Genomic DNA, 13,911 nt, shown 5'->3' with positions numbered 1-13,911 from the left:
ATCATGAGGGAAGTAGCAATCATTGGAGTAGGAATCACCAAGTTCGGTGAGCTTTGGAACAAATCCTTCAGGGCGCTCGGTATCGAGGCAGGTGCGAAGGCAATCGAGGACGCCAATCTCTCCGGAAGCGAGATCGATGGTGTGTTCATCGGAAACCTCTCCGCAGGACGTTTCATCAACCAGCAGCACATAGATGCGCTGGTTGCAGATTATACCGGAATGGCAACCAGGCATATACCCGCAACAAGGGTGGAGGCCGGAGGAGCTTCCGGAGGAGTCGCATTCAGGCAGGGAGTCATGGCCGTGGCATCCGGAATGCACGACATCGTAATGGTCGGAGGAGCGGAGAAGATGACGGATCTCGACGATGCATCCATCAATTCTGTCATGGACGCGACCGCAGATTCCGAATGGGAGGCCGAGATGGGAGCGACATTCGCATCCCTTCACGCCATGATAGCCCAGAGGATGATCTATGAGGGCACAGCGACACGCGAGGAAATCGCGTCCGTAGCTGTGAACAGTCACTTCCACGGAGCATTCAACCCCAACGCACAGTTCAAGAAGGCGGTCCCTATCGAGACCGTTCTGAGGTCAGGTCCTGTAGCGACACCCTTGGGAATGTTCGATACCGCACCTATCTCGGATGGAGCCGCATCCGTCGTTCTCTGTCCCTTGGAGGATGCCAAGAAGTACACCGATAAATACGTTAAAGTCGCGGCATCCGCTCAGGCCAGCGATACTCTGGCGCTCTTCCAGAGACCTGACATCACATCCTATGGTGCTACCGTGGCCGCATCTCAGAAGGCTTACGAGCTGGCGGGCATCACCGCTGCAGACATCAACGTCGCAGAGGTCCACGATGTCTATTCAGTCGGAGGAATTATGGCCCTTCAGGACCTTGGATTCTATAAGAAGGGAGAGGCCGGAAAGGCGATGCTCGAAGGCCAATGCCACTTCGATTCCGGAAAGGTCGCGATCAACACCTCCGGAGGACTGAAGGCACGCGGACATCCCATCGGAGCCACTGGTGTGGCGCAGATCGTAGAGATCGCCCACCAGCTCAGGGGAACCGCAGATAACAGGCAGGTCAAGGACGCGAAGTACGGTCTTGCACAGAACGTCGGAGGAACCGGTTCTGCTGTTACCGTCAGTATCCTGGAGGCGATCTGATGGCCGGAGTAGCAAGAGAGTGGAGGGAGATCCCCGGAAGGTACAACCTGAAGGGAACGAAGTGCGGTAACTGCGGAAAGATCTTCTTCCCCGCACGCAGCTTCTGTCCCAACTGCCGCAGGGCCAGCATGGGCAAGATGGAAGAGTACGATATCTGCAGGACCGGAAAGGTATTCTCATTCTCTATAGTCCACGAGGCTCCTGAGTCCAACAACCTTCAGAAGCCCTATGCGGTCGCAATGGTGCAGACCGACGACGGAGTGATGATCACCGCCCAGCTTGTGGATGTCGAATTCGACAAGGTCCAGATCGGAATGCCCGTTCGCGCTGTGCTCAGGAAGCTGAGCACCGACGGCGAGTCAGGTGTCATCCGCTATGGATACAAATTCGTCCCGAACGAGTGAGATTCCTTAGGAGGGGGAGACCCCTCCATCTTATTTTACACCTAAGTACGGCATCAGCCCATTCATTGGATCAGACTTTCAGAAGTTCCACCATGGCGACATTCTCAAGTGCCTGATCCTCATAGGAAACAGGTCCTTTGACAAGGCCTAGCTTCTGTGCCTTGGTATCCGTGGCCTCGATGAGCGAATCATCCTGGACCATTTTGATGGAATCCAGTTTGGGATCGTCGATGTCCAGGAGGATGGCCACGTATTCGTTTCTTCCATCCTTCGGTTTCATCTTTGACAGTGCTTTGGAAATCTGCCTTTCCCATGCGGCGTACAGAATGATCTCGGTAAGGAGCGTCTTGGAGCGATTCGTTCCTTCCGAAAATGATCTCTCAGCGTGTCTGGCCGCTGACAGAAGATGATCCTTCCCAGCCACCATATCTGGATCTAGCAGGACAACATCCCCTCCCATGGAGGTGAAGTGCTTCACTATGTCGTCGAAGCCGGCGTCTCCGCGCATGCCGATTACCTTGAAATCCATGTTCACCTCATTCACATGTCGGATATAACCGTCTTCCCTTCCGTATCGACGCTCTATTGCCCTTTCTATTTCGTCTAGAATGCTTCGCCACCCTTTATTTATAAGAAGAAGAATCACGCGAACATACGTGATGCTATGAGCGACGAATGGGTTAAAATTGCCGCACCAGCCACTTCAGCGAACATCGGAGCTGGCTTCGACACCTTCGGTATCGCATTGGAATCTCCCTGCGAGATCATCGAAGGCAGAAGGATCGAGTCCGGGATGAGGATCGTAGAGGTCAAAGGTCCCGGAGCGGAGATGATCCCCACAGACCCTGAGAAGAATTCCGTCACTATAGCAGCAAAAGAGTACCTAAAGCTCGCAGGGGAGGACTTCGGTATCGAGGTGAAGATCACCAAGGCCATCAGACCATGCAGCGGAATGGGTTCATCTGGGGCATCGGCCGGAGGAGGAGCATACCTCGCTCACGTCCTTGCAGGCGAGAAGCGTCCGATCAAGGACGTAATAATCGCAGCGGCAAAAGCGGAAGGTTCTACCTCAGGCGGTTTCCATGCGGACAACGTAGCTCCCTGCATCCTGGGTGGATTCACCATCATAAGGTCCAACGAACCCTTGGATGTTATGTCGGTCAAGCCTCCGGAGAATCTCGGAATCGTTGCCGCACTCCCTGATGTGATGGTCCCCACAAAGGAGGCCAGAGCAGTGCTTCCCAAAGAGGTATCGATAAAGGACATGGTATTCCACATCGGACACTCATCATCGCTTGTCTTCGGCATGATGTCCGGCGACATCGATCTGATCGGAAGATCCATCGCAGATGCGGTAATCGAACCCGCCAGGCAGAAACTCGTACCTCATATCAAGAAAGCAGAGGCTGCAGCTATGGCCAACGGTGCGATCTCATCTTGCATCGGCGGCTCTGGACCGTGCATATTATCACTTTACAACAAGGACAAGACCGACGGCAAGGCAATCGCTGAAGCCGTCGCGAAGGTCTATTCCGACAACGGAATGAAATGCGAAACCTGGATCACGAATTGTGGTCTCGGATGCAGGAGGATTTGAAATGGCAGAACACAAAGTAATCTGTTGGGATTGCGGAGCAGAGGTCTACGACCCCTTCGTCAACACCTGTCCCAAGTGTGGCGGTCTCCTGACCGTCAAGATGGATCTCGAGAAAGTCAAGGAAATGAAGCCCCAGGACCTCCACAAGACACAGATCGGTGTCTGGAGGTACGCACCCTTCATGCCCGTGGACCCCGCCCACAAGGTGTCCATCCAGGAGGGAGGGACACCTCTGTACTCCACTCAGGCACTCGGCGAGGAGATCGGATGCAAGAACACATTCGTCAAGTTCGAGGGACTCAACCCCACCGGATCCTTCAAGGACAGGGGAATGACCATCGGCGTATCCCACGCAAAGGAGCTCGGAGCTACCACAGTCGGATGCGCATCCACTGGAAACACCTCAGCGGCACTCGCAGCATACGCTGCCAAGGCCGGAATGAAGTGTGCTGTGTTCCTGCCTGACGGAAACGTCGCTATGGGAAAGCTCGCTCAGGCACTGTTCTTCGGAGCAAAGGTACTGGCCATCGATGGAAACTTCGATGACGCACTCGCACTGGCAAGGAAGATGGCGGACGAGAGGAAACTGTACCTTCTCAACTCCATCAACCCCTACCGTCCCGAGGGACAGAAGTCAGTCCTCTTTGAGATCATGGACCAGTTGAACTACGAGATTCCAGATAGGATCATCCTGCCTGTAGGAAACGCGGCGAACATCTGGGCCGTATACAAGGCATGCATGGAGCTGAAGGAGGTCGGATGGATAGACAAGATCCCGATGCTCACCGGTATCCAGGCTGAAGGTGCCGCACCCGTCGCAAGAGCATTCGCAGCGAAGAACGAGAACTTTGAGCCCGAGCACAACCCCGAGACCATCGCTACTGCGATCAGGATCGGAAACCCTGTCAGCGGAAGGAAGGCACTGAAGGCCATATACTCCACCGGAGGATACTGTACCACAGTCACTGACCAGGAGATCATCGAGGCACAGCAGCTCCTTGGAAGGAAAGAGGGTGTCTGCGTCGAGCCCGCATCCGCTGCATCCGTTGCAGGACTCAGGAAGCTCATCAACCTCGGAGTGGCTGACAAGGATGAGCGTGTGGTCTGCATCTGTACCGGAAACGGTCTGAAGGATCCCAATGCAATCATCGACAACTGCGCACCCCCGATCAAGTGTGGTAACTCGGTTGAGGATGTTGAGAGGATCCTCTCTCAGTGATAATCAGAAATCGAAGAGGTTGGTCTGTTTGCGACCATCCTCTTCGGCCTTTTTTGTCTTGTCTTTCTTTTTGGGTTTCTCTTCCTGTACCTGGATCTCACCGTAATCAGCTGCCATCTCCTCGAACATCGCTTCCTCTTCAGAGGGCGATACATTCTCGATGACCTCGACACTTCCGCCTGCCTGCTCTTTCATCTTCGAGGCCAGTACGGAACCGATCTTGGGGATGTTGGCCAGTTCCGCCTCGCTTATGGCTGCCACATCCGATCTGGAGCGAATCCCGTGGTTGAACAGTATCCTTGCTCTGTTCCTTCCCACACCTCTGAATGCGACAAGGTCAATGAGCTCATCCTTCACACCGTATCTGACACGGGTCATCAGAGGGCGGATCTTCTTGATAGCGGAGGGGTTGAACATGTATGCTATCTCGCTCATCGCGTAGATGATCCAATCCATCATGTCGACCTTGGACCTGATGTCTCCAGGACCTATGCCCATGGTGTCCGTCATGGCATCCTCGTCCATCTCCTCGATCCAGTCGTTGATAAGAAGCGCTACCTTCAGGTCGCTGTTGAAGTATTCCTCGTCATAATCCTCTATGTCGTCGGGATCCACCAGCATGTGGTCCCAAATCTCGTCGCCGACAGTATTGAGTCTGTCCATGTCGGCCTTCTTCGGATACATGCCGAGGACATCAGGGGTCATCGCTGCTGCCAGCAGGATTGGGAGAATCTCGGTATTATCGTCGATTTTGGTCACGGCTTCCCTGAGGATGGATGCAGAGGCGGGATCTATGTACAGGTCGGATACCCTCTTACCGAAGGAAGTGATTCTGATGCCGTCCCCTGTGCTCTTGGCCATATCCTCATCGATCAGAGAGCGGACAATGCCTTCCACCACGCTCTCTATCCCGAACAGCTGAGATACGGTCCCGAAGAAAGTCTCCTTCAGGAAATCGATTATACTCTCCTCGCTGTCCGCGTCCCCTGTGGCAAGGAGTCCTAGCACATGGCTTCTGAGGATCTTCTCGTTGAACAGTTTCGAGGTGAGACGCTCTGTATCGTGCTGGACGTAATCCTCCATAAGGTGGTCGAAGTCTGTTTCGCTCTTGGCTATCAATACCGCTTCTCCATACGGATCGTATCCGGGTCTTCCCGCACGCCCGCACATCTGTTTGATCTCCATCACGGAGATCGGGGAGTTCCCGTAATTCGTCTCGTAACGTGTCGTATCCCTCACGACGACCCTCCTTGCAGGCAGGTTAATTCCTGCTGCTAGTGTGGGTGTGGCCACGATGCACTTGATCTGTCCGTTGCGGAAGTTATCCTCGACATACTTCCTCTGTCTGGAAGTGAGGCCTGCGTTGTGGAATGCTATGCCGCATTTGACACAGGATGACAGTTTCCTGCCTGTGGCCGTGGATTCGGAATCCCCTTCCAGGAGGGCGGCCTCTGCCTGTGTGAGGCTTCTTCCGGCGAGCTCGCTCATTTTCTTGGAATACTTGACAGCCAATGCTTCCGTTGAACGTCTGGAGTTCACGAAGATGAGGCTTTGACCTCCGTCTTGGATCGCTTGTTTGACGATGCTCCATACATCTTCCCCATCGGATCCAACTTCTCTAGAGGTCCCGTCATCGAACTTTATGCGCCCATCATAGTACACGCCTTCCTTAAGAGGGATAGGTCTCCAGTCGCTCTCAACTAGTTTGGCATGCAGCCATTCTGCAAGGTCGAACGCGTTCGACATCGTGGCGGATAACGCGATGATCTGAAGGTCCCTGTTCCTGCGCATAAGTTTGGTCAGGATTACTTCGAGAGTCGGCCCTCTTCCGGGGTCATGTATGAGATGGATCTCGTCGGCGATGACCAGTCCCACATCCTTCATCCATTCACTGCCGTGACGGATCATCGAATCCGCCTTCTCAGACGTCGCGACCAGGACATCGGCATCGGCCAGGTTCCTGTCGTCAGAATCCAGGTCGCCGGTGCTCATATGTGTTCTTATGCCCAGTTCCTTGAATCTGTCAAAATCATCCTTTTTCTCGGAGGCCAATGCCTTGAGAGGTACGATGTAGAGTACCTTCTTCCCTTTGGAGACCATGAGCTCCAGAGCAGGGATGTAACCGATCAGCGATTTACCGCTCGCGGTCGGGATGGCCACGACGAGGTTGTCTCCTCTCAGGGCTATGGGAATAGCCTCGGCTTGGGGCGGATGCAGGTTAACGAAACCCTTATCCATCAGGGCCTCTGCGACCCTGTCGGATATCTCAAGCTCGTCGACCCTCATGGGGATCACTGTTTGCAGAGTTCCCTTATGAGCTCCTCGATCCTGTCGGCATTCTCGTTGCCGACACGGGCACCCTTCCTCTCCAGATAGATCCAATCCCTGTCCAGACAATCCTTCTCGAATTCGGGGTTGGTGACGGCTATCAGCTTGCCATTGTCGATGTGGTCGGCCTCGAGGAACAATCTGAACATCTCCTTCGGGATGCAGAAGATGACCTTGTCGAATGGTCTTGTGAGATATGACACCTGATCGACGAACTGCTTCTTCTCATCCACCGCCATGAACTCCTCCCTGGTGTCCATGGTCTCGTCGTATCCAGTGATCATGTAGTTGCCGGGGACAAATCCGTAACGTGCTGTGATAACTCCGTAGGATACGTCACAGAGCTTTCCTCCCTTCTCATCCTTGGCCAGGTCCAAGCGGGCAACGAGGTTCTTAACTTCCGTTGCGCGTCCCTCGAACATCTCGAATGCCGAGAGCAGTTTGTTCTTGTCCTTGAATACCTTGGAATCGTTTGTGACGATGAGTATGCGCTTGTTGAGATGGAGATCGGTCATTAATTGTGTCATGTTCAGAGCCTCTTGTTTCCGAGTCTGTATGAGATGCTGCAGTTTCCTTCGGCAGAGACCATACAAGGTCCCATTGGGTTGGTGGGCTTGCAGACCTTGCCGAACATCGGACACTGTTCGGATTTGATCAAGCCTCTGAGGACATCTCCGCATTTGCATCCCTTTGCCTCGGCATCGACCTCGGGGGTGTTCTTCAATATGTCCTCGTGGACCTTCGTTGCGTCGTGATCGGCGAACTGGGGTTTCAAGGCCAGAGCGGACTTGGGTACCAACGGGAATCCCCTCCAGTGGCGGTCAACGGGGTCGAAAGTGTCCTCGATGAGCTTCATCGCGATGGGATTGCCTTCCTTCCTTACCAGTCTGGTGTATTCGTTCTCGACCTCATGTCTTCCGTCCCTTATCTGCTTGCAAAGCATGTAGACGGACATCAGCAGGTCAAGGGGTTCGAATCCAGAAACGACCTGGGGCATGTTGTAAGGTCCTTCGGAGAACGGTTTGAACATGTCCGTTCCGGTGACAACTGCTACGTGGCCAGGCTCTATGAGTCCCTGGATGTGGGATTCGCCCAAGTCGAATATGGTCTTGAGCACAGGGGGGCAGATCCTGTGGCAGCTGTAAATACTGAAGTTCTCAGGACATTTGTCTTTGTGAAGAGGGACACAGGTGGATGGGGCGGTGGTCTCGAATCCCACACCGACGAAGACCAGCGGTTTGTCGGGCTGGTCCCTTGCCATCTGTACTGCGTCGTCGATGGAATAGACGATCCTCACGTCGGCGCCTTCGGACTTTGCTTGGAATAGCGAACCGATGGTGGTGGGGACCCTCATGAGGTCTCCGAACGCTGTGACCGTGACTCCGTTCCTGGCCAGTGTTATGGCATCTGCGATCTCCTGGCTGGTGGTCACGCACACCGGACAACCAGGTCCTTGGGCGATCTCGATGCCGACATCGTTGAGCATCTGCTCCAGTCCGAAACGGACGATGGTGTCCTGGTGTGTTCCGCATATGTGCATGAACTTTGCTTCGACACCCATGTTCTTGATCCCTTCCAGGATCTTCTTCGCTGTCTGTTCGTCCCTGTATTTGAACATCATTCTGCCTCCTCGATGTCCATGCATTTGACAACGCATGATTGACCTTTCACGACGTTGACCGGGCCTCCGCAAGCCGGGCATGCCAAAACCGGGATCGAGTGTGTGTCGAAATCCGGGTCCTTGAGGATTTTGGCCGGTCCTCTGAAATTGCATGTTTTGCACTCAAGCTCTATCGGTTCATGCTCGATTATGAATTCGGAGCCTTCAAGGATCGTACCGCGTGTTACGATCTCGTAAGCGAAGGACATCTGTTCCTCTCCTAGATTGGTGAGGTCCCCGATGGTGACCGTGACGCTGTTGACCTTCGTCACCTTGTACTTCTGCAGTTCCTTTATTACCGCATCGACCAGGGTGGCTACGACAGATACTTCATGCATCAGGCAGGTTATACGCTGGTCGCAATAAAAGATGATTGTCCTTTTAGGACTTTTTCTTAGAGGATTCTTTCATCGTCTTTCTGCCGTGCTTGCAGTAATCAATGATCTTGCATCTCTCGCAGTGGGGGTGGTTTGGAAGACATACGACCTGCCCGTGCCTGACCAGATACCTGTTGATGTCCGACCAGCGGTCTTCGTAGGTCATGTCCATCAGCGCGTACTCGGTCTCCTCAGGATTCTTGGTGTCTACCAGTCCCATGAGATTCGCTATCCTGTGGACATGGGTGTCCACACATACGGAGGGTATGTCCATGGCATAGGATCTGACGCATGCCGCGGTCTTCCTTCCCACCATCGGGAGTTTCATCATCTCCTCGGTATCGGATGGAACGATTCCGTCATATTCATCCCTGAGGATCTGACAGCATTCCACTATCGCCTTTCCTTTTTGTCTGGGGAAACCGGCTGGGCGGACGAGTTCGGCGACATCATCCACATCAGCGTCCGCAATCGCCTCTATTGTCGGATATTTGCGGAAGAGGTTGTCAGAGGCCTTCCTGGTGTTGTCATCCTTGGTACGCTGAGAGAGGATGGTCGCGACGAGGACATGGAAGGGGTCGCAGGGCCACTCTGGATTAAGGCCTTCCGAGTTCCTGCCCGGATATGCCCCTCTGTTGTAATCCTGCGAAAGGATGTCCAGTATCTCGCTCATCTTTTCCTTCTTAACCATCTTAAGCAATCCTCCGCCGTCCTGAAGGAGCCGGTGACGAGTACCGTTCCCCTTTGATCCAATGCAGCCTCAACGGCTTTCGGTACCGTACTGTATAAGGCTACGTCGTCATGATATTTCTTGTAATGGGATGCAAGAGCCTCAGCGCTTGCTGCTCTGGGCGAATCCGGGGAGGAGATCAAAACCTTGGTCGCGATCTTTGATAGGTTTCTTGCTACTCCATCCATATCCTTGTCGTTCAGCATGGCCGTGACTAAGATGACCTTACCGTAGATCCTCCCAATGTCCATGGACAGGAACTCCGCGCCCTTGACTGTATGTGTAGCGTCCAGAATAATTGGCAGATCATCAAGTTTCTGCATCCTGCAGGGCCAGAAGGCCTCATCCAGACCTATTGTAATGAATTGTTTGATCTTCGCCGAATCCTTCAGACAGAGCAATGCCTCGATAGCCAATACCGCGTTCCTTCCTTGGTAAGATCCCGGGAGGCCCAGTCTGTAAGTTTTACAATCATAACGTATCAATGTGTGATCGGGTGCACAGTTCAGGACATCGATATCATCGGGGTCCACGCAGGTGAGAGGGCAGCCGAGTTCTACCGCTTTGGTTTCTATGACCTTCAGTGCATCTCCGGTGTTTATCGTCACGCACGGGATCCCGGGTTTCATTATCCCTGCCTTCTCTGCGGCTATGGATCCCAAATCGTTTCCAAGGTATTGAGTGTGCTCCATGCCGATATTGTTGATCACGGTGACGTCAGGTTCGAGCACATTGGTAGCGTCCAGTCTTCCGCCCATGCCAACCTCTATGATCGCAATGTCCACACAAGCCTCCTTAAATGCAAGGAAGGCACAGGCAGCGAGAGCTTCGAAGTTTGTGCATCCGCATGTCCTTTCCGATGTCTCTTTTATCACCAGAAGACTTTTCTCCAGCGCCTCGTCGGAGATATCGCTCCCGTTGATCCTGATGGATTCATTGACGGAGATGATGTGGGGCGAGGTGAACATCCCAACTCTGTAGCCTGCGGAGATGAGTATCGATTCGAGCATGCAGCATACCGATCCTTTGCCGTCACTTCCCGCAACATGGATCGTCCTGTAGGCTTTCTGCGGGGAACCGAGGGCATCCAGTATGCACGTGATGCTTTCAAGGCCGGGCCTTATGCCGCGTGTAGAAAGACTCTCGAGCCACTCTTTCCCTCCGCCGTTCATAGCATACCGTATCCGCTGTGATTTTTAATGATTAATGCGTATTGTAAAGTGATGAAAGGGGCAATAGTCATCAGCGGTTATCTGGAAGGGAAGAAGTTCAGGGAGCCTGCAGAGATGCTTACAGATGCCGGAGAGAGGCACGGTATCCCTATGGAGACTCTTCTGAACAGCGATCTGTCGGTACCGATAGGGGATTCGGATTCCTTCGCAGAGAAACTGGGCGATATCGATTTCATAATCTTCTGGGATAAGGATGTCAAGCTGGCCAGGAATCTGGAGGTCTGCGGATATCCTGTCATCAATTGCTCTGAGGCGATAAGGATATGCGACGACAAAGCACTGACGCATCTCACTCTGGCCGAGTACGGCATCCCATCCATCAAGACCGTTTCCAGTCCGATGACATTCGGTTATCCATATCAGGATTGGCTTGTCAATGTGGTCGAGCAGATAGGGTTCCCTATGGTCGTCAAGGATTGTTTCGGATCCTTCGGCCAGCAGGTGCATTTGGTCCGCACCATGAACGAACTTCGTGACCATGCACAGGGAGATGTGCCTAAGATATTCCAGGAGTATATCGAGTGCGACGGCAGGGACATCAGGATCGAAGTTGTTGGAGAGAAGGTAGTGGCATCCGTCATCAGGACCGCCGCATACGGGGATTTCAGATCCAATGCGACGATAGGAGGCATAATGGAGAAGTACGAACCTACGGAAGAGGAGGCCCATTTGGCAATCGAAGCCGCATCCGCAGTCCAGGCAGATTTCGCGGGAGTGGACATAATCAACTCCCCTAACGGACCCGTGGTCTGCGAGGTCAACTCCAATGCACACATCAAGAATCTGTTCGACGCCACCGGGATCAATGTCGCAGATTGTATAATCGAATACATTGTAGAGCTTATGCAGTGATACTTTGAGATGCTGGATTCTCTATGAACGTCAGGATTTGGAGTCCAACCGTTTCTTCGCTGAACGTTTGATGGAATCCGGCAACGATCTAGGTATGGAGTGCAGCATCGTTACGACGGATGAGTTGGATTTCGACGATTCACCCGATATCGTGGTATCCCGTATCAGGGACAGCGATGTTCTGTCCCAATTGGAGGATTACGGAAGCACAGTGTTCAACAGGTCATCGGTTTGCAGAATTTGTAACGATAAGGCATTCACATACGCATTTGTGAAGAGCTTGGGGATTCCGATACTGCCATTCTCTTTTCCCGGGCAGACCCTTCCGCCGGGACCGCCGTGGGTAGTAAAATCATGCATTGGCCATGGCGGTACAGAGGTTTTCAAAGCCGAGACAGAGAAGGAAGTTCAGCAATTGGTCGCACAGATGGATGGAAGGAAGCCCATAGTCCAAAGCTTTGCATCCGATCCCGGGAAAGATATGCGCGTGTATGTTCTGGGAGGAAGGATCATCGCATCGGTATTGCGCTCATCAGATGCTGATTTCAGAGCAAATTTCAAATTGGGCGGAAAGGCCGAACTGGTGGAACCGCCGAATCAGGTGATCAGAATTGTGAAAAAGATAGTCCCCGAACTGATGGCCGATTTCATCGGCATCGATTTCGTGTTCGGGGACGGTCAGGTTTATCTCAACGAGATAGAGGATGTCGTCGGTACCAGGATGCTTTACTCCCTGACCGACATGGATCCTGCCAGGATGTATATGGGATACATCGCTCACTCGAAGATCTCTTTGTAAATCTTGTCAACGAGTTCTGCATAGGTCAGACCCTTGTCGGATGCGACCTTGCGGACCAGATCCATGGTACCCGATCCATATTGTGCGGCTTTCTTCTTCTTTTCCGCTATGAACGGGTATCCAAGGTCCCTGGCCACCTGCCTGAGCAGCATCTTCCTGTGATCCTGGTCGGTGGGTATGAGCTCCTTCAGATCCATAGCGTTGACCTGCATGGTAACCAGCGAATCGAGGTAAGGATACAGGATCTTCTTACCGTAATGATCCGCGACCTTGGTCTCATGTGGTACTGTTGAGGAGATAAGCTTACCGAGATCGGCCTTCCTCATCCTGTCCAGTTCATCTTCGCTGAGCCCGATGTATTTGGAGTATCCTGCGAAGAGCTCATCGGAACCCTGTCCGCTGAGCACGTATTTTTCACGGACTGTCCTGCATACGAAGAACAGAGGCAGTTCGAATGAAAGGGTCAGAGGGCTGGATGTTCCTGTGATGGAGACCATCTCTTTGAGCCTCGCTTCTATGTTTTCCTCGGTAAGAGGTATATGGAGCCAAGGCAGACCGAGTCTCTCGGACATTTCCTGCGCCATTACGACATCGTATGAGTTGTCCTTTCCCGCTGTGTACAGTGTGACGGACCTAGCATACTCTTTGGCGATTGCGGCGACCAGACCGGAATCAAGTCCTCCGGAGAATGCAACAGCGACATCTTCTCCCTGGACCTGACTCTTGACTGCAGACACCAGAGCGTTCTCGAGATTCTCAGATTCAACTGACATGAGTGACGAATTGGGGAACACCGTTAAAAACATATCATTCTGGATTGCCTTAATCGTGGGACACAGCACATAAACAATTGTTCAGCGGATTGATGATGAACTCATTGAGTGATGCGAACCTACAATCTGTGTGTTCATAGATTTCTGCGGTCGAATTCGATCTGCACCATGGTGATGCAATGGTCAGCATGGTAGCTGCGAGGTCCGACGGAGACATTTATGCATGGATATGAGTGCAGAGTACTTTCTTCCGATTCGGTAAGGTCGGTATTGTCGCCCAGGATGAAGCAGGGATGTTCCGGAAATTCGAAATCGATGATGTCTTCGCCGTCTTCCCTGAGATAAATAAACGATGCCCCATTCTCTGACAGTTCGTGAAGGACTTCACCGAAAGATGCTTTGGACACATACACTCCGGGGCTGACTGTCGTCCATGTCCCCCTTTCCGCTTTTTTGTTCAGAGCAGCCCGTATGATTCCTCCAATACTCCTCTCATCCGGATTCAATCCCTTGAGTTCAGTGCCGCACACTCTGATCGTCTTAGGAGCGTCCTTTCCGCCTTGGAGGATTAGTAAAGCCTAGGGCTCTTTTCTGATTCCATTGCTTAGGCAGAAGGTGGTGGCTAGACATCTCGCTAATGTGTCGATGCCCCCTCCTGAACCCGGGAGATCATTGAATTCAAAGTCGCCAGTAGTCTTAGCACGGTGGCCTATGATGATGAATATACTTTGCATGGATGCACCCTTCGTTCTTGAAGACTAAAGTCT

The 13,911-nt window shown here is 52.8% G+C and carries 16 protein-coding genes; 6 read left to right on the top strand and 10 right to left on the bottom strand.

Annotated elements, in window-relative coordinates; genetic code table 11:
* Window positions 1-3: 3 nt before the first annotated feature.
* Together E7Z62_06580 and E7Z62_06575 are read left to right on the top strand one after the other, a co-directional pair.
* Entirely contained in the window at window positions 4-1,173 is a 1,170-nt protein-coding gene (locus tag E7Z62_06580) for a thiolase domain-containing protein (protein ID MBE6522772.1), read from the top strand.
* On the top strand, window positions 1,173-1,577 hold the full coding sequence (locus E7Z62_06575) for a Zn-ribbon domain-containing OB-fold protein (GenBank protein ID MBE6522771.1): 405 nt from the start codon (window positions 1,173-1,175) through the stop codon (window positions 1,575-1,577). The genes E7Z62_06580 and E7Z62_06575 overlap by 1 nt, the downstream gene beginning before the upstream one ends.
* 70 nt (window positions 1,578-1,647) lie before the next feature.
* Here E7Z62_06575 and E7Z62_06570 read toward each other — a convergent pair whose 3' ends face one another.
* A complete protein-coding gene (locus E7Z62_06570; GenBank protein MBE6522770.1) occupies window positions 1,648-2,106 on the bottom strand; it encodes a hypothetical protein in 459 nt (152 codons plus the stop codon).
* Between the two features lie 135 nt (window positions 2,107-2,241).
* Between E7Z62_06570 and E7Z62_06565 the strand changes: the two genes are divergently transcribed.
* Both E7Z62_06565 and E7Z62_06560 read left to right on the top strand, forming a co-directional pair.
* A complete protein-coding gene (locus tag E7Z62_06565) occupies window positions 2,242-3,174 on the top strand; it encodes a homoserine kinase (protein MBE6522769.1) in 933 nt (310 codons plus the stop codon).
* 1 nt (window position 3,175) lies between these two features.
* Window positions 3,176-4,393, top strand: a complete 1,218-nt coding sequence (locus E7Z62_06560; protein ID MBE6522768.1) for a threonine synthase — start codon at window positions 3,176-3,178, stop codon at window positions 4,391-4,393.
* A 3-nt stretch (window positions 4,394-4,396) separates the two neighbouring features.
* On the opposite strand, the gene E7Z62_06555 is transcribed toward E7Z62_06560, so the two are convergent.
* The 6 genes from E7Z62_06555 to E7Z62_06530 are packed head-to-tail and all read right to left on the bottom strand — an operon-like array spanning window position 4,397 to window position 10,660.
* Window positions 4,397-6,679 carry a DEAD/DEAH box helicase gene (locus E7Z62_06555; protein MBE6522767.1) on the bottom strand — a complete coding sequence of 761 codons (2,283 nt, stop codon included), beginning with the start codon at window positions 6,677-6,679 and terminating at the stop codon, window positions 4,397-4,399.
* A gap of 5 nt (window positions 6,680-6,684) precedes the next feature.
* Window positions 6,685-7,248, bottom strand: a complete 564-nt coding sequence (locus E7Z62_06550) for a hypothetical protein (protein ID MBE6522766.1) — start codon at window positions 7,246-7,248, stop codon at window positions 6,685-6,687.
* 2 nt (window positions 7,249-7,250) lie between these two features.
* Window positions 7,251-8,339, bottom strand: coding sequence for a hydrogenase formation protein HypD (gene hypD, locus E7Z62_06545; GenBank protein MBE6522765.1), 1,089 nt, complete (start codon window positions 8,337-8,339; stop codon window positions 7,251-7,253).
* The gene (locus E7Z62_06540) at window positions 8,339-8,719 is read right to left on the bottom strand and encodes a hydrogenase maturation nickel metallochaperone HypA (protein ID MBE6522764.1); all 381 of its coding nucleotides are present in this window, start codon (window positions 8,717-8,719) and stop codon (window positions 8,339-8,341) included. Before E7Z62_06540 ends, hypD begins: the two co-directional genes overlap by 1 nt.
* Window positions 8,720-8,762: 43 nt before the next feature.
* Entirely contained in the window at window positions 8,763-9,449 is a 687-nt protein-coding gene (locus E7Z62_06535) for an endonuclease III (GenBank protein MBE6522763.1), read from the bottom strand.
* A complete protein-coding gene (locus tag E7Z62_06530) occupies window positions 9,428-10,660 on the bottom strand; it encodes a bifunctional folylpolyglutamate synthase/dihydrofolate synthase (protein ID MBE6522762.1) in 1,233 nt (410 codons plus the stop codon). Before E7Z62_06530 ends, E7Z62_06535 begins: the two co-directional genes overlap by 22 nt.
* Window positions 10,661-10,687: 27 nt before the next feature.
* On the opposite strand from E7Z62_06530, the gene E7Z62_06525 reads away from it, so the two are divergent.
* Window positions 10,688-11,572 carry a RimK family alpha-L-glutamate ligase gene (locus E7Z62_06525; GenBank protein MBE6522761.1) on the top strand — a complete coding sequence of 295 codons (885 nt, stop codon included), beginning with the start codon at window positions 10,688-10,690 and terminating at the stop codon, window positions 11,570-11,572.
* Window positions 11,573-11,576: 4 nt separating this feature from the next.
* Window positions 11,577-12,371 (top strand): ATP-grasp domain-containing protein, encoded by a 795-nt coding sequence (locus E7Z62_06520; protein ID MBE6522760.1) that lies wholly within the window; start codon window positions 11,577-11,579, stop codon window positions 12,369-12,371.
* Here the strand turns inward: E7Z62_06520 and E7Z62_06515 are convergent.
* The 3 genes from E7Z62_06515 to E7Z62_06505 form a co-directional block, all read right to left on the bottom strand.
* The gene (locus E7Z62_06515) at window positions 12,350-13,177 is read right to left on the bottom strand and encodes an asparagine synthase (protein MBE6522759.1); all 828 of its coding nucleotides are present in this window, start codon (window positions 13,175-13,177) and stop codon (window positions 12,350-12,352) included. The genes E7Z62_06520 and E7Z62_06515 overlap by 22 nt on opposite strands.
* Before the next feature lie 101 nt (window positions 13,178-13,278).
* Window positions 13,279-13,713, bottom strand: coding sequence for a tRNA (pseudouridine(54)-N(1))-methyltransferase TrmY (locus tag E7Z62_06510; GenBank protein ID MBE6522758.1), 435 nt, complete (start codon window positions 13,711-13,713; stop codon window positions 13,279-13,281).
* A gap of 9 nt (window positions 13,714-13,722) precedes the next feature.
* Window positions 13,723-13,878, bottom strand: coding sequence for a hypothetical protein (locus E7Z62_06505; protein ID MBE6522757.1), 156 nt, complete (start codon window positions 13,876-13,878; stop codon window positions 13,723-13,725).
* Window positions 13,879-13,911: the final 33 nt, after the last annotated feature.

It is taken from the genome of Thermoplasmata archaeon (assembly GCA_015063285.1).
GTDB lineage: Archaea > Thermoplasmatota > Thermoplasmata > Methanomassiliicoccales > Methanomethylophilaceae > Methanoprimaticola.
The sequence above is the reverse complement of the archived record's forward strand: the minus strand, read 5'-3'. Positions and strand labels throughout refer to the sequence as shown.